Raw genomic sequence first — 26988 nt, 5'->3', positions numbered from 1 at the left:
CGCCCCAGGCGCGATTCTTGTCACCCGCCCAACCCCGAGCTGGCCAAGACCAGCTCTTTTCCCGTTTGACGCGCCCCTTCCCGGCCGAGGCGGAAGCGAGTGAAACGCCGAGGCGTACTGGTATGATACGTTGAGGTGCGCGCGGCGACGAATAAGTCGCCTCATGTTTGCGCACGGGCGCGAGATGGTGAGCGCCCAGTGTCTTGCAAAGCTGACGGCCGTTTTCAACATCCTGTCAGCCCTCACCGTGATGTTCCGCGAGCCATCGATAAAAGTCGATCTCGTCGTAGAAGTCCAAGGCCTCCGACGTCGTGACGACCTCGGAATCCTCCACCTCATGTACCGGCATGACGTCGACCGGCTCGGACAACAGGATCGTAAGCACCACGGTTGCAACGGTCGCCGTCACCAGGCCGCCTGCAACCAGCCACCGCGACACTGAGCGTTGGGCCTCCACTGCGCGCAGACGCGCGCGCTGGAGACGCATCGTAATGGCCGGGTCGAGCCGCTCGACGCTCCGGTCAAGCGCTTCCCGCACCGCATTCAGCAACTCGTCATGCTGCGGGTGATCGTGATTCATCGGTAATCTTTCAACCGCCGACGCAGCGTATGGATGGCTCGCGACAGGTGGGTCTTCACACTGCCCTCCGAACATCCCATGATGCGTGCCGTCTGAGCCACGTCATACTCTTCCCACACGCGGAGCAAAAAGGCCTGCTGCTGACGAAGCGGGAGGTCACGGAGGGCGGATTCGAGCGCGGCGACGGCTCCCTTTTGCGACAAGGCCTCATCGGCCGCCAACGCCGTGGAGTCGGGGATCGTCTCCAGCGGGTCCCCTTCGTCGTCATCGTCCCAACGGCCCAGCCATAACCGCCACCGGCTCCGGACGGTCGTCCGTCGATACCAGTCCCGAATCTTGTGCTGAAGAATGCGATGGAACAGCGGGCCCCATTCCGATTCGTTTCGCCCTCCATAATGTTGGACGAGTTTGAGCATCGTGTCCTGGACGAGGTCCAGTGCTTCATCGGCATCCTTGGTGGCCATCTCCGCAATACGAAACGCGCGGCGTTCGATGCCGGCAAAGAAGCGGTCCAGGGCTGCGCGTCGGTCCAGAGTCCCGCTCCTTTTCCCCGCTAGGATAAATGGCCGGCATGCGGCCCATTCGGCTGTTCCGCCCGCCATCGACAGCATGGCGGTCCGCCTACCGTGGACTCCCGGCACTCACCGGCACCTCCGCTCGCATCCCCATCGGTCCTCCTTCGACGTGATCTAGATGGTTCAACGCGCGGAGTCACAACCGGTTGACGGGAGAGAAACCCAGGCCGAGGCTGCGTTGTCCTCTTCTCAACTTCAGCCTCAGCCCTCTTCGATCTCAACCTCAGCCTCGATCTTAGCTTCAGTACGGCATATCGTCATCGGCCAAGCCGAAATGGTGGCCGATCTCATGGACCACGGTATCCCGAACCTCTTGGATCACTTCTTCACGCGTCCGGCAGAGACGTAAGATCGGCCCGCGATAGATGGAGACCCGAGCGGGCAACTGCCCTCCGGGACTGAAGAACGATTCCTCATCCACCGACACACCCGTGTAGAGTCCAAGCAGGTCGTCCTCGGACTCAAGCTCGAACTCATCCAAGACCTCGCGGGGCGGCTCCTCCTCGACGACGACGGCGATATTCTTGAGCAGTCGACGATACTCTTCGGGCAAGCCATCCAGCGCCTGGCGCACAAGGTCTTCGAACTCATCCTCGCTCACTGACAGACGGCGGGACTGACGGCGAGCCATTTCTTCAAGTCCTGAACCTACTCAGCACTCATAACTCAGCACGACGTCTATCGTCCGCCTCCGAGAGCCGGGAAGAACGAGGGACCCGAGGAGGACGACGGGTGCGCATCGACGTCCCCGTGTCGTCTGAGCGGGGGCGCATCCCAGATCACCTTGTTGCCCGGGGCCAAGTTCGCCGCTTCTATATAATGGTGGCGAGCCGTCGCGTCGTCGCGGAGGATGTCGTAGACGACGGCCAAATTGTAGTGGGCTTCCGCCAATGTGGGCTGGGCCGCGATCGCCGCTTGATACTGTGCCTTCGCCCCTTCCCACTGCCGTTGCGCGAACTGCCGATTCCCTTCCTCCATAGCCGCCAGGGCTGCCGGCTTCGTGCCGGCCGGCGGATCCAACGTTCGTGACTGCGTCGGCTTCCCCGTGGCGCAATGGGTCAGCAACAGTCCAATGAGAACGATCCAATACATCCGATGCATAACGCCTCCTCTCACAGCTCCACTGAGAGCCCGGTACGTAGAAAAATCAGCCGGCACCCGACATCGCACATGCCCAGGGACCGGGAGACCGCATCTCGATAGACGGACAGTTGCGCGCGATAGTCCTCGGCCCGCGCGGCAAGCTCGTCCGCCTCAACTCGGTCCGTCTTGTAATCGATGATCCAGGTCCGTCCATCGATTCGGCAGAGAAGATCAATGACGCCTTCCATCACGCACGGGACGGATGACGCGGCCGCGCCGGCCCTCACGGCAATCGGCGGCGCACTGAAGTCGAGGCTGATTTGGCCTTCCGGCTCGGATCCCGTCTCGCGAGTCGTTGGCGTCTCGCTTGCTGAAGCGGGACGAGCAGGCGGCCACGGCACAGAAAACGGCACCTCTCGACCGATCACCGTCGCAGCCCGCAGCGTCCGATACAGCTCGCACGCCGAAAACGTCCAAAAGATCCCGCGCAGTTCCTCTTTGATGAACTCCGCCTCGCTAATCGTTTCCGGAATGAGAGCTCGGCACACGTGATCGACATACGCCGGCAGCGCTCGGGGGTCCTCCTGAAAATCCCACCGTTCCAAGATTCGGTGCGCGAGAATGCCGATCCAGCGGGCCGTCTCCACCCCTACTTCACTCGACCGTGTGGACGTCCGCGACGCGTGCCGCTCCGCCGCCTCCGCCAGTTGATGTTTCAGCCGCGTCGGACTCAGGAACGCCGGCTGGCGAGTTATCTCATCGCGCCGCTGCTGCCGTTCCCTCCATCGGACCCGCCATGACGAGAGGTCGTCGCCGGCATCCCGCCACTCACTCGCGTGACGGTGGGCCAACTGCAAAGGGACATTCTTCCCCATGACGACGTCCAGCCGGACGTCGGCCCCATCGACGGGAAGACAGGTCGCGCCGTCCGCCTCGCGGAGCGTTGCTTCATCCAGGCCGAATGCCTCGAGAATGATGGAAAGGAAGCTGTCGCTCCCCAACTGTTTCGGCATACCGGCGGACAGAACCAGCCGGCGCTTCGCCCGCGTCATCGCGACATAGAGCACGCGGCTCTGCTCGGCCCGTTGGCGCTCGGCCAACTTATCGGCGAGGTACACGCCGCCCAACGTCTGTAACGCCCCCACGCGCAGGCCTACGATTCCGGTGGACCAATCATGGTGCACCAGCGTTGTCGGGGGGACGCGATTGGTCCCGCGCTGAAGACCGGCGAGGATCACCATCGGGAATTCCAAACCCTTGGCCTTGTGAATGCTGAGCAGCCGGACGTAGCCGTCCTCCCCGTTCTCCTCTTCGGCCAGCGAGCTTTCCGATTCGTCGGGTGGATCGAGCGCGCGGTTCGTCAGCTCGTCGACCAGCCCGCTCAGTGTGAGATCCGTTCGCGCGGCCAAGTCGACCACGAGGTCCCGCAGCTTCAGTATGTTGGCCACCGCCTGCTCGCCGTCCATCGACGCGGCCGCGAGTTCCAGAAGCGGGACGCGGGCAAGGACGGCATCCATCGTGTCCGTGATCGGCCGGCGAGGAAGCGCGTCGGTCAACTCGCGCAACAGGGCATAGACGGGCGCCGCGCTCTCGTACGCGGCTCGCGCCTCGTGCTCCACGGATGCGGCCGGCCTCGTCACGCGCGCATCCAACAGCTCGAATCGCGCCAATCGTTCGATGTCGGCGTCCGTCAAACCGCCGATCGGCGAGCGCAGCACGGCGGCCATGGCCAGTTGATCGTGGGGATGGAGCACCGCACGCAAGAGGTTGATCGCATCGATCACTTCTTGGCGCTCATAGAAGTGCTTCTCCCCTTCGGCCAAGCAGGGAATGGCATACCGCCGCAGCGCCTCCACGTATTGGCGCATGTCGGTCAAGGTGCGAAAGAGGATCGCCACGTGTCTCGGTTTGACCGTCACCGGCATACCGCGTTCGCAGATCTGCTGGCGTCCCAGCACATCTTCACGAAGCCAGCGCGCGAGTTCCTCGGCCTCGGTGCGTCCGACCGCGTCCGCATCGGCATCGCCGTCTTCCGGCCGCACGACCCGAATGTCAACCCGCTCGTCGGCCACGCGCACCGCCTCGGAATCTGCCGCCTCGAGTGGATCGTGGCGGGGTTGCAGCCCTTTGATGGCCTGCGCGGGGAAGATCCCCGCGAAGCAGGCGTTGATCGCGGCGAGCAGTCTGGGTTGACTGCGGAAATTCGTGGTCAATGTATGACGTTCGCCGGCCGGCGTTTGTCCTAAGACGCGGTCCTGGATGACGGCGTCATAGGCTTCCATATCGGCGCGTCGAAATGCGTAAATCGACTGCTTGGGATCACCCACGATGAAGAGCTTGCCCGGCTCGAGCCCCACCGTGCGCCAATCCGGCGCCTCCTGAGCCAACGTCTCCGCGAGGTACAGAATCATTTCATACTGGACGGGATCGGTATCCTGGAACTCATCGACGAGGATCGACCGAAACTGCGTCTTAAGTTCCCGGCGGATCGCCGGATGGTCCCTCACGAGATCGCGCGCTCGTGCGACGAGCCCGTCGAATGAGATATAGCCGGTCTGGACGAATCGCCGGCGGCAGTCCCGTGCAAACGGAATCAGAAGGCGCAGGATGCCCGCGAGCGGTTCCGCGCGGACGGACGCCACGGCTTGGGCAAGCGTGATCACGCGCTTGGCCTGCCGGTGCTCATCCTGGTCCCATTGTTGGGTCTGCGCCGGAGCCGGACGGTCGAGTCCCGGAGGGAACGCAATCGAGGGGCCTTTTTCCAGGACGTGGCGGCAATAAGAGGCGACCTCCTCCAGCATGCGCTCGAGCGTATTGGCTTTGGTCCGAGGCGCGCGCAGGCGCTCGGCAGTCTCGGCGAGGCCGTTCAACCAGGCCTGAATCGGCGGACGGCAGGCCTCGGCCGCGACATCGGCCATCTCGTCATGTAAGGGAATCAGCTCCCCGGCGAGCCCGCGGGTCAATTGCTGAAGCTCCTCCAGCGTCACATACCGAAGCGCAGCGGCCCAGACGTCCTGGTGCCGTCCCGTTGATCCCAATTCATGATCCAGCCACAGCATCCACTCGCGCCGGAAGAATTCCTCGAACCGCCCGCCTTCATCCTGCTGGAAGGACGGATCGACGCCGCTTTCGATCGGAAACAGCCGCAAGAGATGTGCGGCAAAGCTATGGATCGTGCCGATCTGGCTCTTGTCCAGCTCACGAAGCGCAGCCGCGGCGCGATCGTTCTGGTGCAGATCGGTCAAGCGCGCGCGCAGGCGCACTTTCATCTCATCGGCGGCCTTGTTCGTGAACGTCAACGCGACGATCTGTGTGATCGCAAGCGGCGGATCGCGCTCGATCAGCAGATGCACGAGGCGATCGACGAGCAAGGTCGTCTTGCCCGTCCCTGCACCGGCGGTCACGACGAGATTACAATCGGTCGCCGTGACTGCCCGCTGGCGTTGCGGTCTATCGGTCAGCATCGCCATCCAGGTCGTCGCGAGCGGCTTCATCGGCAGGAGACGCCGGATCGGCGGCCGCCCCCTTCGGCACCGTGGCGGTGCGCAAACGGCGGTACCCGGCGACGACGGCATGATCGCCCCGCACTCGCCACAGCGTCGGTTGGTGCGTGCGCCGGCAGAGCAACCGATAGTCGCAGCTCTCGCAGGCGCCGCTGGCATACAGAAAAAATCGCCCGGCTCGGATTCCGGACAGCACGTGCGCGAGCGCCTGCATCATTGGGGCTCGAAGCGCGGACTGCCACGCGTCACCGGGAAACGCCACCCGCGTGAACGGCGGCTCCCAGCGAGGGGCCAGATAGTAGAACCAGACGCCGTCACAGCGCGCGTCGGCGGCCCCGTCAGACAGGGAGGCGATCAGGTCCTCACCCATCGTGAGATAGAGCGGCGGCTGCAGCCGCGTCGCGCGCACGGCCCCGAGTGCGAGGTTGCGGTCCAGCGTCTCTGGCGCGCAGGTCCCTTTGTATTTGTAATCGACGATGCGATACGCCGCGCGGGCGCGACACCAATCGACTCGATCCAGTCGACCCGTGACCGGAAGAGGCTGAGGCGTCTCGGAGTCGATCGGCACGTCGAGGCGGCCGGTCGCCTTCTTCTCGAAGAACATCGGCTGCCACCCCTCGCGGGCCATTTCGGCCAGGTCCTCGCGAATGACGTCTCGCAAGAACGCCCGGAGCTCCTCTTGATGCAGCCGCCAGGTCAGTGGATAGCCGATCGGATGCGTGTCGGCGAACCGCGCGCATTCATGCTGTACCGCCTCGTCAAGGACCTCGATGGCATCGACGGCCGGCTGGCGATCGGGAGTATCGCTTGGCGGTCTACAGTCGGCGACTGACGGAGGGAAATATCCGCGCGCTTTGAGGGTCTCGAAAACGCGTCGCAGGATAGCGTGCGCCAGGATGCCGAGGTCCAACGCTTCGAGCTGATCCACGCCTTCCGGCATCGACAGCGGCCGAAGTCGCAACACGTGCTTCGCGAAGTAGCGAAACGGACACTTCGCGTATTCTTGCAGTGCCGACGCCGACACCCCCTCTGCCGTCAACCTCGCCCAACAAGCCGGAAGCGGCCCCGTCAGCCCGTCATAAGCGCCAAGGTGGTGCCCGGCACCCTCCAAACGGCCGACGGCCGTCACCCCACGTGCCACTATCACGCCTGCCGGGTGGCAGGCCAAGAGCGGCTGCGGCAGACGGCGTGCGAGGAGATACTTCACGGCCAATTCGGCGGCAGTCAGCCGATCGGTTTGATAGAGCGGCGAGGTCTCAAACTTGCCGGTCGGGCGGCGCGGCAGGTGCTGCGCCGTCAGGCCGCGCTCCTGCATGAGTTGCACGAGATAGCCGGACGGCACCAGTGATCGGCCGGCTTCGTCAGCACGCTGGTACGACACAATGAGCTGCTCGCGGGCCGACTCGCACAGAAGCGTGAACAAGAGCTGCTCTTCGTCGTACCCGCCGAGCTTCTCCTGAATCTTGCACCCCAAGTCGACCTCGAGGGTACGACGGACGGGATCACGCAGAAACGCGTCTTCATGAATATGGCGGGGAAACACCTTCTCGTTGAGGCCGAGCACGTACACGGCCCGAAACGAGAGGCCGCGCGCCGCCATGGCATCGAGGACCTGCACGCCGTTGGCGCGCGCCGAGCCGAGCGGAACCGGCGTCTGCTCCACGGCTCGATGCAGCGCCAGCAGAAAATCCGCAAGCGTGACCTCGGGCTGAATCGCGTGCAGCCGCTTCAATTCTTCCAGCGTCCCCTCTAAGCACGCGGCAATGGAAGACGTCGGGTCGTGCTCAGATGACAGCTGAGTGGCAGGCTGACAATCGAGCCACTGTTCGCACAGCCTCCGGACCTGATCGACATAGCGCTCCCACGTGCCTGTCTCCGGCACCTCGTCCAGCGACGCCACCAGCAGGGAGAGCACGTCCCAGAGCCTGCCGATTTCGCGACCGGGAACGCACGGTCCCCTCCCCTCATCATCCTCCTCTCGAAGGGGCAGCCCGTGGTCGATATATCGCGTCAGTCGTCGCCACTGGTCCAAGCCTGTGACGATACCCAAACGCCGCGTCGCCACATCCCACAGATCGAGGCGTCCTCTCTGCTCCGGGCTCATCCGGTCTCTTCTGAGAAACGGCGAGCCGAGCAGGGTGATCACCTGATCCCGCCGGTAGCCATTGATCCGGAGATCGAGGAGTTGGAGCAGCGTTTTGATCAGCGGAAAGGTGGCCAGAGGCCTGGACACGCTAGAGGCAAATGGAATCGCATGTTGCTCGAAGATGACGGGCACCAGCGTTTCGTAACCGGAGAGTGTGCGCGCGACGACCGCCATCTCATGAAACCCATACCCGCGCTCTTCCGCCAGCGACACAATATCCTTCGCCACCACCGTGACTTCATCGGCTGGGGTCGCCGCCGACAGAACCCGGCACGTCGCCCGCGGCCCGGTGCTCCGTTGCCCGCCATCGGGCACGGATCCGTTCGAGTCAGTGGCCGTCCTGCCAATCAGATGGCGCTCGAAAAAACGTCTGGCGAACTGATAGGCGGGACGGTCCTTCACCAGCGGAAAGAAGAGCGTGGTGGGCACCGTGCGGCTGATGCTGGAAAAGAAATCGAGCTGTACTTGCGTCAGATCGTAGAAGCCGTAATAGAGGATGTGGCGCCGACGCGAGAGCCAGGTCGACGTGACGACGAAGGGTTCCGCCGCTGCCGCCAGATCATCCGCGTCGAACACCTGCATACGTGCTTTCTCGTCCACGAACCCGCGATACAGGGACAGCAGGCCCTCCATGCCGGCGGAGAGACCGATGGCGCTCTGCATCAGGACCTCGCGCGCCTGGTCGGGATCGACCTTGGCATCCTTGAGGTCGTTGAGCGTCGCAAGCAATGCCGTCCACGCCCCGGGCATCTCGGCCATGTCGGCCCACTGCCCAGCGGCTCCCGGATGGCGCCTCAACAGTTGATGGATAAGCTCCTGGAAAAAGAAATGCGGGCGCAGGCCAGATTCATCGAAGCGCCCGGCTTCGTCGAGTACATGGACCGCCAGCTGATAAAAGGTCAGAACATGGACGCCCAGCAGGGCACACCCGTGCTCCACGCAGAGGAGCCACATGAGCCGCCGCCGAAGCGTCTCGGAAGGAACGACAATAGCAAGCGGCGCAAGGGGCTCGTCGGATTTGAGCCGCCGGAGATCGGCGATGAGGGCGTCTTCGAGATCAGGGTGGAACGGCCCGGTGACGACTCGCAGCATGCGGAGGAAGGTTGAGGCCGAGATTACGGTTGAGGAAGAGTAGTCGGGACGGCGGCCGGCGTCAAGGCTATCCTACGCCTCAACCTCAGCCTACACGTGAACCTAGCTCACCCCGTCTCCGGGCCGATGTTCTCGCCGTTGCAATCGATGCAGCACCAGTCGCCGTCGATGAACGACATGGGATCACCGCAGATGGGGCAATCCGGCGGCGGGCCTTTATCGACGACTGGCAAAGGCGGGAGCTCGAAATCGTCGTCGTCGGGTACCACAACTCCTCACGCAGACTGGGGCTTGATTCTCAATTGAAGCGCTTTCTCAGCACTCTGGCGGCTCGGCACGCCGACAAACGTCAGGCGGCCATCGATGATCGTGGCCGGGACCGCGCGCACGGCATGGCGGCTCGCCAACTCCTGACCGTCGGGGGTCGTGATATCGACCTCACGATAGCCGAAGCTGTACTTCACCCTGAGCTCTTTCCACAGACTCTTGGCGGACGGACAGGCCCCGCACGTCGGCGAGACCAATAAAACAACGTTCGGCATAGAACTCCTCTCGGCAGAAAATCTTACCACCCGCCGAAAAGCGCCTGCAAGCGATCAGAGGAGAGGCTAACGCAAGGGGATGGAGAGAGGCGAGCGCGCGGACGCGCGCCCGCCTGGCGATTCGATTATTGGACGGGCTGAACGTCCGGGGTGGCGATCTCGACGACGTATCCTTGGTCATCCATCAGCAACGTCACGCCCTGATTCTCCTTCAACCGGTCGAGCTTTTGCAGTGGCGGCCGGATCGGCAGCGTCTCTTCCTTCTGCTCCGGCATCAGCGCGACCTTGATCTGATTGTCCTTCGCCGTTCCTTTGTAGATCGCCTGCACCTGGCGATGCGCCCCCTTCACGTGCGCCTTGTTTCCCATTGCCGATTGCTGGACGGCCTCGGCGCTTCCCAACTGCGCGTCGACGATCTGTCCCGTCTCGTCCGCAAGAAACACGACATCGGCGCCGATCGGCATCGCTTCCAACTTGGCTCTAGCGCGGGACGCCACCCAGTAACTTCGCTCACCGACCTCGGTTCGGATCACGGCCTTGTCCAGCCCGACCGTCAACGGTTCGGCCAACTGTCCCTTGATCACCTGATGCTTCTGGTCCCCTGCCTTGTGGTGGTAATCCACGACCGCATTGTGGTCATTCATGATCACGACGATCGGATCGCCTTCGCGAAAGGTCTCGCCTTTTGCGATCGCCGGCTTCAACGGCAGATACAACGGTTGCGGGTTGCCGATGTCCACTTCGATTTGATCACTTCTGACATTGAGCACCCGGCCGTCGATGAGACGGTCGCCCGGGATCTCTTCCTTCGTTACTTTTGAGATCGCCGTTTCATGCTCCGGAATTTGACCGGGTGCCGGCTGGTTCGTCATCGTCTGCCGAGAGGGCATCGAGGGCGAGGGTGAGGTCGCGGGCGTAGTCGGCGTGACTCTCGTCGTCTTTGCCGGCTGGCTTTGGGCCATGGACGGACGCGACGACTTCTGATCGGAGCCGGCACAACCGTAGCTTCCGGCGAGCAATGCCAGAATCCCAAGAGCAGCAGTTGTTCTTGAAGGTCGTGTGATACCCATTGCCACCTCCTTTACCTACGAGGACGCTACCACGATACCGGACATCTGCCTATCGGCAATCGAAGAGCGACATGTCAGCCGACGACGACCGCCAATTGATCAAATTCGGCCGTATGGCGGGAGCGCTCGCCTTTCAGGAAGAAGTGGATCACTTGCAGGACATGAGAGGGAACTGAAAGGTCGAACTTGACCGATATCACGGACGCGCTGAAGTCATTAAAACCACATTCCCGATGAAGAGGGAACGGAAAGAGGGTCTGGTTGTTTGGGCCTTCAGAGGAAAGGTACGGACCTCACTCGCGGACCGCACTCCTTCTTATTCCAAGCAAGCCGACTGACGTTAAGGGTCTGTATCGTCTAGCTTTCGATCATTGTAATATGGCTTGATCCGTTTGTTGATCCACCACCCAATCGACTTTGCGTTCAGCAGGTCGATGTAGTCGCTCTTGGGGACCTTGAAGTATTCGTACACTTCGCCGTCCACGTACTGGACATACAGCGACCGTCGGTCATCATCGTCCCGATACCGCGCACACTGGATGAGTCCACCGAGATGAGATCAACCATGGCCCGCAGCCTCATCTCATTCCATCAAGCTTTTGTCAAAAGCAGCAAGAGGTGATGGTACGTAGGCGAGCGCTATTTTGGTCCGTTCGAGTATCTGTATGCCACAGTTACGGGCATTGCCGGGAGTCAGGTCTGTCCAAGCCAAGATCGGAATCTTGCCGGCGATCGATTTTGGAGCGATTTTTCGCCTCCCACAGAATTTCAACGGCATAATCGTTCCCAATACCACGGAGAATCGATTGGTCGGTTAAAAACGTCCATACTCCCGTCCGTGGTCGTTTCGCTATTTTCCTCGGCAGATACGTGCCCTGGACTTCGAGCACACAGGGGACCGAGGTCGGAGAAGGGGTTTACTGTGAGGGCACTAGTCCTTCTGAACTGCTGGCTACACGTGACTGGTCCGCGAATCCCAGTGGCACATTCGGGATTGCTGCACCTTGATCGGATATGGACACTTACCATGTAACAGTAAGTGGACGTTGAGTATGGCTTGGTTGGAAGACACGAACACAATTTCTTTCCCGGCCCGCCGAACGGATACAGTCGTGACGTTTAAGAGTGCACACCGCAATTGTTCGGGGCTCGTGTTCGGTCGTACGGCTCTCCTGCACTCGACAGAGGAACCGTTTTCCTTGAAGACGAGCCCTAAGATTTCCTGAAAACACCGCTAGGTCGCGTCAAGCATCAAGCCGATCCGGTCCGTTCAATGGGGCCACGGCGATTAAGCCGTGGAATCATGCGGGACGCCCTTCAGCTTGTCGGCAATGGTTATGCTTCAATGACACCCATCCCAGCACGGCCATCGCCGTCTTCCCCAAGCCGGTCGGCACATCTATCAATTCGGGCAATACCGGGTCACAGGCGAAGCGAATCTGGAATGGATACGGTTCGTGATGTGTCGCTCTCTGAAACCACGCTTTGAACTCTCGTTCGTTGCTCATACCGATCTGCTCTCCTGGCCCACGAGGTTGCGTTCACTCTGTGACATCCGATTCCCCGTACCCACCGGCCGGTGCTGTCTCCAACAGTCGAGCAATGTCCTGCATTTCCTCAATGGCCAGCAGGATGTTTTCCAGCGGCAATTGCGCCCAGCGGCGTAGTTGCTCTCGGCGAGCGCCTTCGAAGGTAGTCAGGTCCCAATCGAAGTCCGGTGTGGGCGGTTCATGTTCCGCCATCGTCCCCCCAACCTCAGGCGGTGGTGTTCGATATCTATTCTGTCTTGTTCCCTGCCTGCCGATTCCTTCATCTGATCAGCGTGGAGATGCTGACAAACCGAACCTCTCTGGACCCATACAGGCATTTGTTCAGCGTTCTCCATAGCCGACTATGCCTCTTTTGCCCCACGAATTTACGGCAGTCCTATGACAACCGAGGTCACGACGCTCGTGAAAATTTCGATTGGGCTTTTTCTGCTCCCGGCCAAGTACTTGCGCTTGGACATTGGACACGCGGACGCAAACGACCTGTGACATCCGAGGTCACAGGTCGATTGGCTTTTCTTCCGCGTTTCTGTACCATCACGTGTATGGCTCTTGACCCGCTCAATCCGCCGATTTGGCTGCGAAAGCTCCATGTGTCCGCGCAGCAAATCTCTCCCGATGACTATGCTCAGACAGCGGAAGAGGGAATTCTCTTGACCTGCGAACTATCGGATGCCCATCTCGCCTTGTCTGAAGCTTTCGTTTCTTCTCTGTTCCCAAACACCGCAGCAGGTAGCTCCGGTCACCGGCGTGACGTGATGTGGTGACAGAGTAATGGAAGCCGAGCGGCCCTTTGGGCAAGTCCCCCTTCAGCCAGACCTGTTGACATATCTGCACCGCGTTGTCGAAGCCGTCTCGGCCTCATCAGTTCCATACTGCATCATCGGAGCAGTTGCTCTGGGAGCTTGGGGACGCCCATGAGCAACACACGACCTTGATCTCCTTGTCCTTGCCGACTCCCGGGCGATAGACGGAATCACCACAAGCTTATCCTCATGCCGCATTCGCATAAACGAACAATGGGCTGAAGCGAATCCGATGACCAAAGGACGTGTCACCCGTTTTGCTTCCCCTGAACATCCAAAGTATCCGCTCGATATCATCTATGCTGCTGACTCCCAAGAACGCGCCACAATTGAACGCAAAAGACTGACGGTGGTCCATGGCCTTTCGGTATGGGTCGCGAGTCCGGAAGATTTGATGTTGCTCAAACTCAAAGCCGGCCGCCCCACCGATTTCGACGATGTGATAGGCATCGTTAAAAACCCCCGTCTCCAGCTTGATCTGACCTATCTCTGGAACTGGGCGGATCGCCTGGGCCTTCAGGGAGAGCTGCACTACGTCCTCCAGGCCGCCGGCGGATAACGTCCTTGTAAACCGGCAATCTGTTCGGCTTCTTTTTTCACCGCGCTGCGTAGCGTCTCCGGTTTGAGAACTTGCACCCCGCTGCCGAAACTCAACACCCACCCGACCAGTTCTCGGGAATCGGCGATCGCAAGCGTCATCCGCAACGTGCCATCCTTTAAGCGGGTGAGTTGCTGACTGGGATGCCAGATCCGATCGCGCACCCAGGCGGCGGTTTCTTTATTAAACATCAGCTCCACGTCGATCCGCGGACCTCGCATCACAGTCAACGCATCCTGGACATACGCGTCGAGATCGAAGCCCAGCGGCATCTGGTACGGATGGTCGGTGAGCGTGACGGATCGAATTCGCTCGACCGCAAACATGCGCACGTCTCGGCGGAGATGACAGTACGCAACGAGATAGAGTCCGCCGGAGGCATACCACAGGCGATACGGATCGACCTCGCGCCGGCTCAGCCGGCCTCGGGACGCCGAGAAATAGCGAAGCTGGACGGTCTTCGTCTGTGCGATGGCTTGCGTTAGACGATCGATGTTGTCCCGGTGCTGCCGGTACAGTTTGTGAGGCCCGATGCCCACGATAAAGACGCCCTGGAGTTGCTGGACATAGTCGTGGCTGGCTGCCGGCAACACCGCCGACGCCTTGCTCAACCCGGAGTCCAGTGCAACATGGACATGGGTGCCTTCCAGCGGCTTGAGCAGCCCGCGCCCCAACAGGCAACGCCATCAATTCCGTTGGCGAGAAGTTCAGCGCCGGAATCTTCCGAAAGCCGTCCATCAGCCGCCATCGGACGCGACCGTCTACCCGTTCATTGACGAGCGGGAAGCCGGCCATCTCCAGCGCTTCAAGATCTCGGCGCAGCGTGCGAGGGTGCCGGGGATAATCGGCGGGGAGCCTGTGCAACAGGTCGTCGAGCGTCACGCCGCGAGACGTTTCAAGAAGGCGCAACACATGCCATTGACGGGTGACCTGCTCGTTACGTGGCATGAAAAGTCCGGCGGCTCGGAAAGGACGAGCATAACTAGTTCATCCTAGTGTGGCAATAGGCAGCAGGATCAGCCTTCTCATCGTCCCAGCGCGTCGTTCAGCACCTTGGCGAGCCGCACGGCGGCTTTCGCGAGCTGCTGATCGACGAAATGGATGTGCGAGTCGTAATAGGCGCCGGCGAGCCGGCGGTCGGGCGGCAGATCGGGATAGATGTGGTGGACGGCGACGGCGTGACTCTCCAGCGCCCACTCGACGATCGTGCCTTTGGCGAGGGCCTGGGTGTCACGGTGGCTCAGCCACTCTTCGAGATGCTTGGCATAGTCGTGCTCGCGCAAGCCGGTCTTCTGGAGCAGCCCGCTGTCCCAGACACGGTGTAAGTTCGTCAGCTCCATGAAGAACTGCACCGCGACATCGTTCCCGCCGTGGTCATGGTTGTCCGCACAATGCAACGGCTGATGAAGATCGGCAATCAGATGCACGACGAACTTCAACGCCGTGGCGCGGGCCTCCGCGGGCGAGTGGCGATCGCGGAGCGTCGCGATGAAACGGTCGAGCGCCGCGATGAGACAATCACCGGTCGCCGTGAGCCGGCAGTCCCGGTCGGGCCGGTAGCGACCATCGGCCAGCTCCATGTCGACGAAGTGCCAATGAGCCGTTTCAGGCTCCGCCGTCCTGATCTCATCCGCCCACGTCGCGACGGACGCGAGGCTCGCATCACCAAGCAGTCGGTGAACCTCCGCACGCGCCGGCTCGGTCAACCGGCGTTCCGCCAGTTCGGCGACCACCACATGACCTTCGGTGCCCCAGCCATAGACTGGTCCCGGAAGCATCGAAAGCAAGACGGCCGTCAGCAGCAAGCGCCGCTTTCCCTTTGTGGCACTCATCGAGGAGTGGAGACTACCCCGGAATCCGTGATCCCCGCCACTATCGACGGAGTGTGAACAGAAAGCAAGGACGCCGGAGCCATTGCAAGCACGTAGAGTCTTTCGCTATGGTACGGCCGATGCGCCCCCGCTCGTTGCTGAAGGCCGGCCTCGCGTGCTTCACTGGCCTCCTCTACCCGCTGTGCTTTCCCAGTTTCGATCTCGGCCTTCTCGCCTGGGTGGTCCTCGTTCCGTTGCACGTCGCGATCGACGGCGTGCCCGCGGTCCGCGCGTTTCGTCTCGGCTGGCTGTCCGGCTTTATCGGCTTCGCTCTGACGATGGCATGGGTGATTACCGCCATGCATCAGTACGGGAAGATGCCGCTCGCGTGGAGCTATCTGGCATTAGGACTCCTTGCCGGATACCTCGGTCTCTATGTCGCCGCGTATGCGGGCCTTGTGACCTGGTTGCGTCGGACGTTGCCTCCCATCTACGCGCCCACGGCCGCGCCCTTTCTGTGGGTCGCACTCGAATTGATCCGCACCTATTTGTTTTCCGGACTTCCATGGGCCTTGCTCGGCTACTCCCAGTACCAGCGACTCTCGATCATTCAAATCGCCGACCTCACCGGCGTCTACGGGGTGTCGTTTCTCGTCGTGCTCGTGAACCTCGCCCTTGCCGAGGTGATCCTCTGGTTCGTCCATCGCTATCAGTCCCTGCCGATTCGACAAGCACCGATTCCCTTTCCTTGGCTGATCCCGGGCGCCGCGATCGTCGGGCTGGTTGCGGCCGTCGTCTATGGAGTGATCGTGCTCGGCAATCCGCAGCCGGAGACGACGGTGTCGATCGGGCTCGTGCAGGCGAACATCGACCAGGCTCAGAAGTGGGATGCGGCCTATCGCCGGCAGACACTCGATCGATACACGCGCCTGACCGAGCAGGCGGCCGATCACGTCGACCTCATCATTTGGCCGGAGGCCGCGACCCCGTTCCTGTTCGAGCAGGAGGTGCTGTATCGAGTCGAAGTCGAGACGTTGGTGCGGCAACACGCGACGCCGTTGCTGTTCGGCAGTCCGGCTTTGCGGTACTATGCGAACGGCCGGCCTTACCTCCTCAACAGCGCCTATCTGTTCTCTCCTGATGGAAAAATCCTCGGGCGCTACGATAAGCGTCATCTGGTTCCGTTCGGCGAATACATTCCGTTGAAGTCGATGCTGTTTTTTCTCGACAAGCTGGTGGAGGGGATCGGGGATTTCGAGGCCGGGACCGTGCCGACGATTTTGACCCTCCCCGCCCACGACCGCACGGCGCCAACGGCCACCGGAGCAGGCGCGAAGTTCGGTGTCGTGATCTGCTTTGAAGTGATCTTCCCCGATCTCGTTCGAGAATTCGTGCGCGACGGCGCCGATTTCATGGTGACGATTACGAATGACGCCTGGTTCGGCGACTCGTCCGCGCCGTATCAACATTTTGGAATGGTGGTGCTGCGGGCGGTCGAAAACCATACCGCGTTTGCGCGCGCGGCGAACACCGGCATTTCAGGCTTCATCGACCCGTATGGACGTGTGCTCGACGCCTCCCGAATTTTCACCGAACAAGCGATCGTCGGTCATGTTCCGGCGAGCAATCATCCGACCTTTTATAGTCGCCATGGTGATGTCTTTGCCTACGGCTGTGTTATAATCGCCGGACTTTTTCTGGTCGCGGCGTTATGGACGACGAGCGGCAGCGAGCCGCAACCATTGGTCGTCGGCGCGCCGACTTAATGCGGCAAAAGGATTCCCATCATGTTGGACGAACTACGGTCGCGAGTGGAGACGATTGGCGAGCAGGTGTCCGAACTACGGGGGCATCTTTGACCTCCCCAAGCTGACGTCCGACCTGGAGCACCTCGAGCAAGAGACCTCGCATCCCGACTTTTGGAAGGACCCCCAAGCCGCCGCCCGCCTCAGCCGAAATAAGGCCGCGATCGAGCGAGACATCAAGCGCGTGTCCGACTTGGAGCGTCAATACGGAGATGTGCGTGCCTTGGTCGAGCTGGCCGAAGAAAGCGGCGACGCCGCGTTGGAGCAGGAATTGGCGAGCGAACTGGCTAAGCTGGAGGCCGGGGTCGAACAGTGGCGGATCGAGTTGCTGCTCTCCGGCGAGCGTGACAACACCAATGCGATTCTTGCGATCCATCCGGGTGCCGGGGGGACCGAGTCGCAGGATTGGGCACAAATGCTCTTGCGCATGTATGTCCGGTGGGCCGAGCGGAAGGGCTACAAGGTCGAGACGTTGGACCTGCAACCGGGCGATGAAGCCGGTATCAAGAGTGTGACGCTGTCGATCAACGGGCCCTACGCCTACGGCTATCTCAAGGCGGAAGCCGGGGTGCATCGCCTCGTCCGCATCTCGCCCTTCGACGCGAACAAACGACGGCATACCTCGTTCGCCTCGGTGTTCGTCTATCCGGAATTGGAAGACGACGTGGAGGTGCAGATCGACGAGAAGGACTTGAAAATCGATACGTTCCGTTCCGGCGGCGCGGGCGGCCAGAACGTCAACAAAGTGGAGACGGCCATTCGGATCACGCACCTGCCGACCGGGATCGTGGTGCAGTGTCAGAACGAGCGGTCGCAGCTCCAGAACCGCATGGGCGCGATGAAAATCTTGAAAGCCCGCCTCTATGAAGTAGAACAACAGAAGAAGGAAGCCGAGTTCAACGCGATCGTCGGCGAGAAAAAGGATATCGCGTGGGGCAGTCAGATCCGGTCATACGTATTTCAGCCCTATCAAATGGTCAAAGACCACCGAACCGGCGTCGAAACGTCGCAAGTGAATACCGTGATGGACGGCGAGCTCGATGAATTCATCGAAGGCTACCTGAAGAAGAAACAACAGTTGGGGAGCAAGGAAGTCGCGAGCGAGAAACAATCGGCGTCGAAAGAGTAAGCTTTGGGGGAGACGACCTCCCCTCGCCCCTCTTTAACAAGGAGGGGAAAAAGACGGCCCCAAAGGAGGGAAAAAGAGAGGGGCCGTTCATTGGAGGGAAAGAAGGTGACCTTCATTCCTCCCCTTTGTAAGGGGAGGCAAGGTGGGGTAGAGTTCCGAGACCCCGGCACGACCCATGGATGAACTGAACGATCAACGTCTGCAGCGATTGAAGAAGCTCGACGCTCTACGTGCGCTCGGCGTGCAGCCACACGGTACCCGGTTCGAGGTCAAGGACCGGGCGGGTGAGCTGATCCGCCTCCACAGTCAAAAGTCCAAGGAGGTGCTGGAACAGGACAAGATTGTCTGCACGGTCGCCGGCCGCATCGTGGGCCTTCGCCGTTTCGGCAAAGCGGCGTTCGCGGTGCTGCAAGACGGTGCCGATCGCATCCAGATTTATCTCAAGAAGGAGCTGCTCAGTGAGCGCGACTACAAGGTCTGCGAGGAGTTGGACCTGGGCGACTGGGTCGGCGTGACCGGCGTCCTGTTTCGCACCAAGACGAACGAATTGACGATCGAGGTCCACACGCTGACCTTCCTCTCAAAGGCGCTCCGGCCGCTGCCCGAGAAATGGCACGGACTAACGGACGTTGAGACCCGCTACCGTCAGCGCTATGTCGATCTGATCGCCAACCCCGACGTGCATCAGATCTTTATTACTCGGAGCCGAATCAGCGCGGCCATCCGAACCTTCCTGACGGCGCGCGGGTATTTGGAAGTCGAGACGCCGATGATGCAGCCGATTCCCGGCGGCGCGACGGCCAAGCCGTTCGTCACCCACCACAACGCGCTCGGCGTCGATCTGTATCTCCGTATTGCGCCTGAATTGTATTTAAAGCGCCTGATCGTCGGCGGCTTCCCGCGAGTCTTCGAGATCAACCGGAACTTTCGCAACGAGGGCATCTCGACGATCCATAATCCCGAGTTTACGATGCTCGAGTTCTATCAGGCCTATGCCGATTACAAGGATTTGATCGAGCTGACGGAAGAGATGCTGACGACGATCGCGCGAGAGGTGTTGGGCACGACCACCTTCGACTACCAGGGACAGCAGATCCGATTCGAGCGACCGTGGCGGCGATGGTCGTACCGGCAAGCGATTCTCGAAGTCAATGGTTTGCCGGACTCCGTGTTGCAAGACGAGAAGGAGGCGCGGTCAGCGCTGACGAGGCTGGTCCCTGGTGCAGAAGCGCTGGCCCCCCGCACCCATTTCGACGTGCTGAACACGATCTTTGAAGAGACGGTCGAGCCCCAGTTGATCCAGCCGACCTTCATCACCGATTTCCCCATCGAGCTCTCCCCGCTCGCCCGCCGCAAGGATTCGGATCCGAGCCTGACCGATCGTTTCGAGCTGTATATTGCCGGCCGCGAAATCGCCAATGCGTTCTCGGAGCTCAACGATCCCCTGGATCAACGGCAGCGCTTCGAAGCGCAGGTGGCGCAACGTGCCGCCGGAGACGAAGAGGCGCATTACCTCGATGAGGATTTTCTCCGGGCGCTGGAATATGGCATGCCGCCCACCGCCGGCGAGGGCATCGGGATCGATCGCGTGGTCATGCTCTTCACGAACTCGGCCTCGATCCGCGACGTCATCCTCTTTCCGCAGCTTCGACCTGAGAAGTAGTGGCGGCTCCGTACGAAATATTCGTCGGCCTGCGATATCTGCGCGCCAAGCGCCGTCAACGAACCATTTCACTGAACACGTTCGTCTCAGTCGCCGGCATTACGCTCGGCGTCGCGGCGCTCATCGGCACGCTTGGCATCATGACCGGGTTCAAGGAAGACATCCAAGCGAAGATTTTGGGGACGACCTCCCACATCGTCGTGCAGGACCGGACGCGGGACGGCATGGCGGCCTACGACGACCTCGTGACGCAGGTGGAAAAAGTCCCGCACGTCTTGGCGGCTACGCCCTTCGTCCTTCGCCAGGTGCTGCTGACCTCCCAATCGGGCGTGCAGGGCATCGTCCTGCGCGGCATCGATCCGGCCAAAGAAGTGCGGGTGACGGAACTGGGCAGGAACATCAAGTCGGGGCAGTTGAGCGACCTCGACCATCCGGTGGCGCCCGCCGCGGCTCAGCCATCTTCAGCTGAAGGCACGCCATCACCACCGACGGCTCATCCCGGCATCGTGCTCGGCAAAGAGCTCTCGCTTCGACTCGGCGCGTTCGTCGGCGATACGATTAACGTCGTCTCACCGGTCGGTCCGGTCAGCGCAATGGGCATGGTGCCGAAGATCCGAACGTTTACGGTGGTAGCCGTGTTCGAGTCGGGGATGTTCGAATACGACTCCTCGCTGGCCTATATCGGGCTTGCCGAAGCGCAGAAGTTTTTCAACATGAACCAGACCGTGAGCGGGATCGAGGTCAAGGTCGATGAAATTTTCCGCGCCGACGAAATCGCGCGGGACATCGAGCGGGCGCTCGGCTTCCCCTATTGGGCGCGCGATTGGATGCAGCTCAACCGCAATCTGTTCTCGGCGCTGAAGCTGGAGAAAACGATGATGTTCCTCCTGCTCGTGCTCATCACGCTCGTCGCCTCGTTCAACATCGTGAGCACGTTGACGATGATCGTGACCGAGAAGCAGCGCGAGATCGCCATCCTGAAGGCGATGGGCGCCACGCGGCAGGCCATCATGCGGATTTTCATGCTGAACGGGCTCATCATCGGGCTGACCGGCACCGTCATCGGGATTCCGTTGGGCTACACGTTTCTCTGGCTGATTCAGAATTATTGGACGTTCGATCCGACCGTCTATTACATCTCGCGGATTCCGGTTCACGTGCAGGCCGTCGATGTGTTCCTGGTGTCGTTTTCGGCGATCCTGATCAGCTTCGCGGCGACCGTCTACCCGTCCTATCAAGCGGCGAAGCTCGATCCGGCGGCGGCATTGAGATACGAATGAGGCTGATGAAAAACGCCTCCAGCTTCGTCTCGGCACGAAACAGTCCCAACCGCCTCACCCTCTCGGCGGCGCGCACAAACATGGTCCGACTTATTCGTCGGACCGTGCGCCCTCAACGTACCCCACTACGGGAAGGAGCCTGTCCTGGCAGGCTTGGGGTGGGCGGGTGAAACACGACTACGCCTCCAGTTGTTTCTCGCCTGCGGCCTCGCTGGAGACGTTTTTGATCCGCCTCGGTTGAGAAAGAGGAGCATGATCCAAGTCATCGATCTCACCAAATCCTTCAAGATGGAAGGGCTCGAGCTGACGGTGCTGCGCGGCATCAACCTCACGATCAATCGGGGCGAAATGGTCGCGATCGTCGGCGCCTCGGGAGCCGGCAAGAGTACCTTGATGCACATCGTCGGGACGCTGGACCGCCCGACGAGCGGCACGGTGCGATTCGAGGGACAAGATCTGTTTCAAATGTCGGATCAAAAGCAGGCGGAGTTCCGCAATCGCAAGCTCGGGTTCATTTTTCAATTCCATCACCTGCTGCCCGAATTCACGGCGCTCGAGAACGTCTGCTTGCCGGCCTTCATTCAGAACCGGTCGATGGCCGAGGTTCGCCCAGAGGCGCTCGCGCTGCTGAAAGAAGTGGGGTTGGAGCAGCGGGTCAATCACAAGCCGGGCGAGTTATCGGGGGGCGAGCAGCAGCGGGTCGCCGTGGCGCGGGCTCTCATTCAACATCCCGATCTCGTCCTCGCCGATGAGCCGACCGGCAACCTCGACACGCATACCGGTGAATCGCTCTTTACCTTGATGAGGAGCTTGAACCGCACCCGCGGCATCACGTTCGTCATCGTGACACACAACGAAAAGCTCTCCGCCCAAGCCGACCGCATCATCCGCATGGAAGACGGACAAATTGTCCCAGGCTAGTCCGCACGCCTGCCCGTTTCCTTGACGTCTCCTGCATTTTCCCGTAGGTTTGGGTGATTAGCGGTCCCGGAGGGGGAATGAGACGTCGTGTCAGCATTCGGCGTGGGCTCTGGGTCTGGCTGGCGGCGTTACTCGCTGCGGCCATGCCTTCGAATGTCCGCGCGCTGGAGTTTGCCATCGTCGGGCCACGCGCGATGGGGATGGGTGGAGCCGGCGTCGCGGTGACGAGCGATGCCACTGCTACATACTGGAATCCGGCAGGCTTGGCGATGTCGCAGACCGTCGATATTCGCGGGCAAGCCAGTGCGCACGGCATCGACCGCGGGGTCCTCTCCGCCGTCAAGGACATCAACGATCTCGACAAGAATAACCCGGCGAACATCGGGCAGGCGCAGGCGCTCGCGAACAAGCTGAACCAACCCGGTGTCACGATCTCGGGCATCGGCAGTGCGGGCCTCTACTTCAAGGGCTACTGGGGCAGCTCGGCCTTCGGCGTCAACGTGTCAGACGTGGGATGGGGCGGCCAGTTCCTCAAGACGCCGATTTCGGTCACGCAGACAGGAGTCGGTGGCCCAATTCAAGTCAGCGGGCAGTATTCGCTTCGGGGACTTGAAGCGAGGCAAGCGGCCTTCTCGTATGCCTACGCCTTCGCCGACCGGACGTTCGCCATCGGGGCGACCCTCAAGGTGATTCAAGGCGCGGCCTATACGGGTCAGATCAACGTCAATAACGCCGACGATCTCAGCAACATCAAGGACGCCTTCGGCAAGGCGAACCTGTCGACCAAGCTCGGCGTCGACGTCGGCGCCGTATTTCGGCCCGCCCCATGGCTCCGCCTGGGCATCGTCGGCAAAGACCTGAACCAGCCGACCTTCGATGCGCCGGACGGCAGTCAATTCAAATTGACGCCACAGGTACGAGGCGGTATTGCCGTCAACCCCGACGCTTCGTTAACGTTAACCTTTGACGGGGATATTACCTCCAATCAAACGCTTGTTCCGGGCATCAAGAGCCGGGTGTTGAGTTGGGGGGCGGAGCAAACCATTCTCGCGGAATTTCTCTCGATTCGAGTCGGCGCGCTCAAGAACGTCGAGGATGCGAAATCGATCGTGACCCCGACCGCCGGGTTCGGCATTCGGATTTTCGCCCTCCGCATCGATATCGGCGGCGGCTACGATTTTCGCGAGCAGCAAGCGTTGGCCTCGGGATCGATCAGCATGACGTTCTGAATCAGGATGCTGAAAAAGGCCACCAGCTTCGTTCTCGCATCACTCAACGCCTCAACGTACCGCGCAATGTACGCCTCGGCGTTTCGCTCGCTGCGGCCTTGCTGGATGGCCTTTTTGAGCATCCTCGAGTTCGAACTTCCTATGTATGCTTTTCGTATCACATCCTCGATTCAAAGCATTATCCTGCTGACTATTCTTACCGGCTGCGGCGGGTTGCAGGAAACATGGGAAGGCCCCGGAGCGTCGGGATTTCGGCCGGCCACGATCGTCGTGCTCCCACCGATCATCGGTGCGCTGGAAGGATCGCGCGAAATCGCGCATGAGGTGGTGACGAACAGCTTGAAGAAGTCGAAACGGTATACCGACGTGATGGAAGCCGAGCAGGTGAACGAGTTTCTCATCAACTCCAATGATGCCCGGGAAACCTTTGCGAAGCTGCTCTCGTCGCTCGAATCGACCGGCCTGTCGGAGCAGGAAGCGGCCGTCAAACTCGGCCAAGCGTTGAAACGGGACGCCTTGATGGTCGTGCGGGTGAACTCGTGGGAGTATCGGCGGTCGGAAGGTGAAAACCTGGCAAAAGTGAGCTTCTCGTTCCGCTTGATCGACACGAAGCACGGGGCCATCGTGTGGAAGGGACGCCATGAGATCTCCAAGAGCTACATGTTCTTCAAACCCAACCTCAAAGACCTCGCGACGGATCTCTCCGACTACATGGTCAAGCACATGCCGTGATACGGGGCGCGAGTGGTTTCCTGGCGGCACCTCAAGCGAAGAGCCGAACGAGAAGGCAGGGTCAACGCCGGCAGGATGCCGGTGATCTGATCGCCGTCTTCAGCGACTTGACGAATTGCCCGACCTTCTCCGGCATGCGGGGATCGTGTTGGTGCTCCTCGACCGTTCGCACGATCGCGCTCCCTACGATCACGCCATCCGCAAGCTCGGCGATGCGCGCCGCGTCCTCCGGCGTCGCCACGCCGAATCCCACGGCAATCGGGACCTTGGTGACCCGACGGATCTTCTGAACGTTGCGCCGCACATCCTCGACATCCGTCAGCTTGGCACCCGTGATGCCGGTAATGGACACGTAGTAGACGAACCCGGTGCATCGGGTGGCCACCATTGCGCGACGATCCGGCGTGCTCGTGGGCGCAATGAGGAAGACCAGTCGGAGGCCGGCCTCACACGCCGCCGCCTCCAGCGGGCCGGATTCTTCGGGCGGCATGTCAGGCACGATCACGCCATCCACCCCGGCCGCAGCCGCGTCGCGACAGAACCTCGGGATGCCGAGAGCGACGATCGTGTTGTAATAGCCCATCAAGACGATGGGAACTTCACTGCGGCGTCGGATATTGGCCACCGCGTCCAGGATACGACGCAGGCTCGTGCCGCTCCGTAGCGCCCGCTCCGCGGCCTTCTGGATGACCGGGCCATCGGCGATCGGATCGGAAAACGGGACTCCGAGTTCGATGATGTCCGCCCCCGCCTTCTCCAATGCAACGACGAGATCTTCGGTATCGTGCAAGGTGGGATCGCCGGCCATGACGTACGCGATCAACGCCTTGCCCCCGTCGGCCCGTAGTCGCTCGAATGTCGAATCGATCCGATTCACGTGCCGTGAATCGTGAACGGGAAGCGAATCACGCACAGCGAGTCCGGACCTCACAGCGTGACCCCTTTGAGTCGTGCGACCTGCTGGACGTCTTTGTCCCCGCGGCCCGAGAGATTGGCAATGATGATCTGGCGCTTGCTCAACGTCGGCGCGAGCTTCACGAGATGCGCAATGGCGTGCGCGCTTTCGAGCGCCGGAATGATGCCCTCCTGGCTTGCGAGCAGATCGAACGCAGCGAGCGCTTCATCATCCGTCGCCGAGGTATAGTCGGCCCGGCCGATATCGTGCAGATAACTGTGCTCGGGGCCGATCGCCGCATAGTCCAGCCCCGCGGACACGGAATGCGTCAGGCTGACCTGCCCATCATCATCCTGCAGCAGGTAGGTCATCGTGCCGTGGAGGACCCCTGGCCGTCCGCCGGCAAACCGCGCCGCGTGCTTGCCGCTCTCCACCCCGGTCCCGCCCGCTTCCACGCCGATCATGTGCACGCGACGATCGTTGATGAACGGATAGAACAATCCGATGGAGTTGCTCCCGCCACCGACACAGGCGACGAGATAATCAGGGAGCCGGCCTTCGGCCGCGAGAATTTGTTTGCGCGCCTCGCGACCAATCACCGACTGAAAATCGCGGATCATCATCGGATATGGATGCGCGCCGAGCACGGAGCCGAGGATGTAATGGGTGCTGCGTACGTTCGTCGTCCAGTCCCGCATCGCTTCATTGATCGCATCCTTCAACGTTCGACTGCCGGCCTCCACACCGGTGACCGTCGCGCCGAGCAGCCGCATGCGAAACACGTTGAGCGCCTGCCGCTGCATATCCTCGGTGCCCATGTAGATTTCGCACGAGAGTCCGAACATCGCCGCCACGGTGGCCACGGATACACCGTGTTGACCGGCTCCGGTCTCCGCAATCAGGCGGCGTTTCTTCATGCAGCGCGCGAGCAGCCCTTGCCCGATCGAGTTGTTGATCTTGTGCGCGCCCGTATGGGCGAGATCTTCCCGCTTCAAGTAAATCTTGGCGCCGCCCAGCTTCTTCGTGAGGCGGCTGGCGAAGTAGAGCGGGGTGGGCCGGCCCACGTAGTCCTTCAAGTAGCGCATCAACTCGGCCTGAAACACCCGATCGCGCCGCGCCTCGGCATACGCCTGCTCGAGTTCGAGGAGCGCCGGCATCAACGTTTCTGGGACGTAGCGACCGCCGAACTGACCAAAACGACCGCGTGTATCAGGAATCGGCATGGAACAGCTTGAGGTTAAGGTTGATGAAGAGATCCCGGCGGAAACAATGGCGGAGTATAGCCGTTTGCTCGGCTACGACACAAGTTTGGCGGCTTCGATAAACGCCTTCACTTTGACATGGTCTTTCTTGCCTGGTTCGGACTCGACGCCGCTGCTCACGTCGACCCCGTACGGCTTGACCTGCGTGATCGCCTCACGAACATTGTCGACGGTCAGTCCCCCGGCGAGCAGCACCGGAAACGAGCGTGCCGCTTCGGCAGCCAACGCCCAGTTGGCTCGCTCCCCCGTGCCGCCATACGCAGCATCTGAATACGCGTCGATCAGAAAGCCTCTGACCCCCGCACGCCCTTTGAATTCCGCCATGGCAAGAAACGTCGCCATCTCCCGCAAGCGAATGGCCTTGAGCACCGGGCGTCCCAACTGCTCGCAGTACACAGCCGATTCATCGCCATGCAATTGCGCGAGCGCCAACCCGCACGCATCCATCACATCACGGACGACCTTCGCATCTTCATTGACAAACACGCCCACCGGCAGCACGAATGCGGGCAGGGCCGCCACGATGCGCCGCACCACCTCCGCCTGCACGAAACGCGGACTTTTTTTATAGAAGACGAACCCGACAGCATCGGCGCCCGCATCGACCGCCGCCCGCGCATCGTCCGCATTCGTGATGCCGCAGATTTTGACTTTCATCGTCGGGCCGCTAGTGTCCTGTCTCTGAAGTACGTGGAATAAGTTGTGCATTGGTGGTGTCC

At 61.2% G+C, this 26988-nt stretch carries 27 protein-coding genes; 9 read left to right on the top strand and 18 right to left on the bottom strand.

The window, feature by feature from the left end:
• Positions 1-235 precede the first annotated feature (235 nt).
• From AC1U7K_RS11395 to AC1U7K_RS11350, 10 genes are all read right to left on the bottom strand, one after another.
• Complete coding sequence (locus tag AC1U7K_RS11395; protein ID WP_480251425.1) at positions 236-580, bottom strand: hypothetical protein; 345 nt, start codon at positions 578-580, stop codon at positions 236-238.
• A complete protein-coding gene (locus AC1U7K_RS11390; RefSeq protein WP_480251424.1) occupies positions 577-1191 on the bottom strand; it encodes an RNA polymerase sigma factor in 615 nt (204 codons plus the stop codon). Before AC1U7K_RS11390 ends, AC1U7K_RS11395 begins: the two co-directional genes overlap by 4 nt.
• Positions 1192-1396: 205 nt before the next feature.
• The gene (locus AC1U7K_RS11385; protein ID WP_480251423.1) at positions 1397-1786 is read right to left on the bottom strand and encodes a metallopeptidase family protein; all 390 of its coding nucleotides are present in this window, start codon (positions 1784-1786) and stop codon (positions 1397-1399) included.
• A 47-nt stretch (positions 1787-1833) separates the two neighbouring features.
• Positions 1834-2256, bottom strand: a complete 423-nt coding sequence (locus tag AC1U7K_RS11380) for a tetratricopeptide repeat protein (protein WP_480251422.1) — start codon at positions 2254-2256, stop codon at positions 1834-1836.
• 11 nt (positions 2257-2267) lie between these two features.
• The gene (locus AC1U7K_RS11375; RefSeq protein ID WP_480251420.1) at positions 2268-5732 is read right to left on the bottom strand and encodes a UvrD-helicase domain-containing protein; all 3465 of its coding nucleotides are present in this window, start codon (positions 5730-5732) and stop codon (positions 2268-2270) included.
• Positions 5689-8979, bottom strand: coding sequence for a PD-(D/E)XK nuclease family protein (locus tag AC1U7K_RS11370; protein ID WP_480251419.1), 3291 nt, complete (start codon positions 8977-8979; stop codon positions 5689-5691). The genes AC1U7K_RS11375 and AC1U7K_RS11370 overlap by 44 nt, the downstream gene beginning before the upstream one ends.
• 107 nt (positions 8980-9086) lie before the next feature.
• A complete protein-coding gene (locus tag AC1U7K_RS11365; RefSeq protein ID WP_480251418.1) occupies positions 9087-9248 on the bottom strand; it encodes a hypothetical protein in 162 nt (53 codons plus the stop codon).
• A 6-nt stretch (positions 9249-9254) separates the two neighbouring features.
• Complete coding sequence (locus AC1U7K_RS11360) at positions 9255-9521, bottom strand: glutaredoxin family protein (protein WP_480251416.1); 267 nt, start codon at positions 9519-9521, stop codon at positions 9255-9257.
• Positions 9522-9646: 125 nt separating this feature from the next.
• The gene (locus tag AC1U7K_RS11355) at positions 9647-10591 is read right to left on the bottom strand and encodes a hypothetical protein (RefSeq protein WP_480251415.1); all 945 of its coding nucleotides are present in this window, start codon (positions 10589-10591) and stop codon (positions 9647-9649) included.
• A gap of 340 nt (positions 10592-10931) precedes the next feature.
• Positions 10932-11075, bottom strand: coding sequence for a KTSC domain-containing protein (locus tag AC1U7K_RS11350; RefSeq protein ID WP_480251414.1), 144 nt, complete (start codon positions 11073-11075; stop codon positions 10932-10934).
• 181 nt (positions 11076-11256) lie between these two features.
• Here AC1U7K_RS11350 and AC1U7K_RS11345 point away from each other — a divergent pair, with 181 nt between their 5' ends.
• A complete protein-coding gene (locus AC1U7K_RS11345) occupies positions 11257-11409 on the top strand; it encodes a hypothetical protein (protein WP_480251413.1) in 153 nt (50 codons plus the stop codon).
• 134 nt (positions 11410-11543) lie between these two features.
• Here AC1U7K_RS11345 and AC1U7K_RS11340 read toward each other — a convergent pair whose 3' ends face one another.
• The 3 genes from AC1U7K_RS11340 to AC1U7K_RS11330 form a co-directional block, all read right to left on the bottom strand.
• Entirely contained in the window at positions 11544-11810 is a 267-nt protein-coding gene (locus AC1U7K_RS11340; RefSeq protein WP_480251426.1) for a DNA-formamidopyrimidine glycosylase family protein, read from the bottom strand.
• A gap of 82 nt (positions 11811-11892) precedes the next feature.
• Positions 11893-12099 carry a hypothetical protein gene (locus tag AC1U7K_RS11335; RefSeq protein WP_480251411.1) on the bottom strand — a complete coding sequence of 69 codons (207 nt, stop codon included), beginning with the start codon at positions 12097-12099 and terminating at the stop codon, positions 11893-11895.
• A 33-nt stretch (positions 12100-12132) separates the two neighbouring features.
• Entirely contained in the window at positions 12133-12333 is a 201-nt protein-coding gene (locus AC1U7K_RS11330) for a hypothetical protein (protein WP_480251410.1), read from the bottom strand.
• Positions 12334-13176: 843 nt separating this feature from the next.
• On the opposite strand from AC1U7K_RS11330, the gene AC1U7K_RS11325 reads away from it, so the two are divergent.
• A complete protein-coding gene (locus AC1U7K_RS11325; protein WP_480251409.1) occupies positions 13177-13503 on the top strand; it encodes a hypothetical protein in 327 nt (108 codons plus the stop codon).
• Here AC1U7K_RS11325 and AC1U7K_RS11320 read toward each other — a convergent pair.
• Both AC1U7K_RS11320 and AC1U7K_RS11315 read right to left on the bottom strand, forming a co-directional pair.
• The gene (locus AC1U7K_RS11320) at positions 13476-14216 is read right to left on the bottom strand and encodes a helix-turn-helix transcriptional regulator (protein WP_480251408.1); all 741 of its coding nucleotides are present in this window, start codon (positions 14214-14216) and stop codon (positions 13476-13478) included. The two genes, AC1U7K_RS11325 and AC1U7K_RS11320, sit on opposite strands and share 28 nt — an antisense overlap.
• Positions 14217-14567: 351 nt before the next feature.
• Positions 14568-15374 (bottom strand): S1/P1 nuclease, encoded by an 807-nt coding sequence (locus AC1U7K_RS11315; RefSeq protein ID WP_480251407.1) that lies wholly within the window; start codon positions 15372-15374, stop codon positions 14568-14570.
• 107 nt (positions 15375-15481) lie between these two features.
• Between AC1U7K_RS11315 and lnt the strand changes: the two genes are divergently transcribed.
• The 7 genes from lnt (at position 15482) to AC1U7K_RS11280 (ending at position 24112) form a co-directional block, all read left to right on the top strand.
• Entirely contained in the window at positions 15482-17119 is a 1638-nt protein-coding gene (gene lnt / locus AC1U7K_RS11310) for an apolipoprotein N-acyltransferase (RefSeq protein ID WP_480251405.1), read from the top strand.
• 21 nt (positions 17120-17140) lie between these two features.
• Positions 17141-18287 (top strand): peptide chain release factor 2 gene (gene prfB / locus AC1U7K_RS11305; RefSeq protein ID WP_480251404.1). Its coding sequence is split into 2 segments (ribosomal slippage): positions 17141-17209 and positions 17211-18287, totalling 1146 coding nucleotides; the frame shifts between segments, so codons are not numbered across the junction.
• 175 nt (positions 18288-18462) lie between these two features.
• Entirely contained in the window at positions 18463-19950 is a 1488-nt protein-coding gene (lysS, locus tag AC1U7K_RS11300) for a lysine--tRNA ligase (RefSeq protein WP_480251403.1), read from the top strand.
• Positions 19950-21230, top strand: coding sequence for a lipoprotein-releasing ABC transporter permease subunit (locus AC1U7K_RS11295; RefSeq protein ID WP_480251402.1), 1281 nt, complete (start codon positions 19950-19952; stop codon positions 21228-21230). Before lysS ends, AC1U7K_RS11295 begins: the two co-directional genes overlap by 1 nt.
• A 252-nt stretch (positions 21231-21482) precedes the next feature.
• Complete coding sequence (gene lolD, locus AC1U7K_RS11290; RefSeq protein ID WP_480251401.1) at positions 21483-22151, top strand: lipoprotein-releasing ABC transporter ATP-binding protein LolD; 669 nt, start codon at positions 21483-21485, stop codon at positions 22149-22151.
• Between the two features lie 77 nt (positions 22152-22228).
• Positions 22229-23380 carry a conjugal transfer protein TraF gene (traF, locus tag AC1U7K_RS11285; protein WP_480251399.1) on the top strand — a complete coding sequence of 384 codons (1152 nt, stop codon included), beginning with the start codon at positions 22229-22231 and terminating at the stop codon, positions 23378-23380.
• Positions 23381-23521: 141 nt separating this feature from the next.
• Positions 23522-24112, top strand: a complete 591-nt coding sequence (locus tag AC1U7K_RS11280; protein ID WP_480251398.1) for a PH domain-containing protein — start codon at positions 23522-23524, stop codon at positions 24110-24112.
• 61 nt (positions 24113-24173) lie between these two features.
• On the opposite strand, the gene trpA is transcribed toward AC1U7K_RS11280, so the two are convergent.
• From trpA to AC1U7K_RS11265, 3 genes are all read right to left on the bottom strand, one after another.
• On the bottom strand, positions 24174-24989 hold the full coding sequence (trpA, locus tag AC1U7K_RS11275; protein ID WP_480251397.1) for a tryptophan synthase subunit alpha: 816 nt from the start codon (positions 24987-24989) through the stop codon (positions 24174-24176).
• A gap of 50 nt (positions 24990-25039) precedes the next feature.
• The gene (gene trpB / locus AC1U7K_RS11270; protein ID WP_480251396.1) at positions 25040-26230 is read right to left on the bottom strand and encodes a tryptophan synthase subunit beta; all 1191 of its coding nucleotides are present in this window, start codon (positions 26228-26230) and stop codon (positions 25040-25042) included.
• A 72-nt stretch (positions 26231-26302) separates the two neighbouring features.
• A complete protein-coding gene (locus AC1U7K_RS11265; RefSeq protein WP_480251395.1) occupies positions 26303-26926 on the bottom strand; it encodes a phosphoribosylanthranilate isomerase in 624 nt (207 codons plus the stop codon).
• Positions 26927-26988: the final 62 nt, after the last annotated feature.

The sequence above is a fragment of the Nitrospira sp. Vd2 genome, assembly GCF_979581665.1.
Note: the sequence above shows the minus strand (reverse complement) of the source record. Positions and strands in the feature narration are given on the sequence as shown.

Bases quoted from the DNA above. Each gene is read 5' to 3' on its own strand.
- AC1U7K_RS11390 (WP_480251424.1), bottom strand. From the start codon at position 1,191: ATGCTGTCGATGGCGGGCGGAACAGCCGAATGGGCCGCATGCCGGCCA.
- AC1U7K_RS11265 (WP_480251395.1), bottom strand. From the start codon at position 26,926: ATGAAAGTCAAAATCTGCGGCATCACGAATGCGGACGATGCGCGGGCG.
- AC1U7K_RS11395 (WP_480251425.1), bottom strand. From the start codon at position 580: ATGAATCACGATCACCCGCAGCATGACGAGTTGCTGAATGCGGTGCGG.
- AC1U7K_RS11280 (WP_480251398.1), top strand. From the start codon at position 23,522: ATGTATGCTTTTCGTATCACATCCTCGATTCAAAGCATTATCCTGCTG.
- AC1U7K_RS11355 (WP_480251415.1), bottom strand. From the start codon at position 10,591: ATGGGTATCACACGACCTTCAAGAACAACTGCTGCTCTTGGGATTCTG.
- AC1U7K_RS11315 (WP_480251407.1), bottom strand. From the start codon at position 15,374: ATGAGTGCCACAAAGGGAAAGCGGCGCTTGCTGCTGACGGCCGTCTTG.
- trpB (WP_480251396.1), bottom strand. From the start codon at position 26,230: ATGCCGATTCCTGATACACGCGGTCGTTTTGGTCAGTTCGGCGGTCGC.
- AC1U7K_RS11330 (WP_480251410.1), bottom strand. From the start codon at position 12,333: ATGGCGGAACATGAACCGCCCACACCGGACTTCGATTGGGACCTGACT.
- AC1U7K_RS11375 (WP_480251420.1), bottom strand. From the start codon at position 5,732: ATGAAGCCGCTCGCGACGACCTGGATGGCGATGCTGACCGATAGACCG.
- AC1U7K_RS11380 (WP_480251422.1), bottom strand. From the start codon at position 2,256: ATGCATCGGATGTATTGGATCGTTCTCATTGGACTGTTGCTGACCCAT.
- AC1U7K_RS11370 (WP_480251419.1), bottom strand. From the start codon at position 8,979: ATGCTGCGAGTCGTCACCGGGCCGTTCCACCCTGATCTCGAAGACGCC.
- AC1U7K_RS11335 (WP_480251411.1), bottom strand. From the start codon at position 12,099: ATGAGCAACGAACGAGAGTTCAAAGCGTGGTTTCAGAGAGCGACACAT.
- AC1U7K_RS11325 (WP_480251409.1), top strand. From the start codon at position 13,177: ATGACCAAAGGACGTGTCACCCGTTTTGCTTCCCCTGAACATCCAAAG.
- traF (WP_480251399.1), top strand. From the start codon at position 22,229: ATGAGACGTCGTGTCAGCATTCGGCGTGGGCTCTGGGTCTGGCTGGCG.
- lysS (WP_480251403.1), top strand. From the start codon at position 18,463: ATGGATGAACTGAACGATCAACGTCTGCAGCGATTGAAGAAGCTCGAC.
- lolD (WP_480251401.1), top strand. From the start codon at position 21,483: ATGATCCAAGTCATCGATCTCACCAAATCCTTCAAGATGGAAGGGCTC.
- lnt (WP_480251405.1), top strand. From the start codon at position 15,482: ATGGTACGGCCGATGCGCCCCCGCTCGTTGCTGAAGGCCGGCCTCGCG.
- AC1U7K_RS11385 (WP_480251423.1), bottom strand. From the start codon at position 1,786: ATGGCTCGCCGTCAGTCCCGCCGTCTGTCAGTGAGCGAGGATGAGTTC.
- AC1U7K_RS11360 (WP_480251416.1), bottom strand. From the start codon at position 9,521: ATGCCGAACGTTGTTTTATTGGTCTCGCCGACGTGCGGGGCCTGTCCG.
- AC1U7K_RS11345 (WP_480251413.1), top strand. From the start codon at position 11,257: ATGCCACAGTTACGGGCATTGCCGGGAGTCAGGTCTGTCCAAGCCAAG.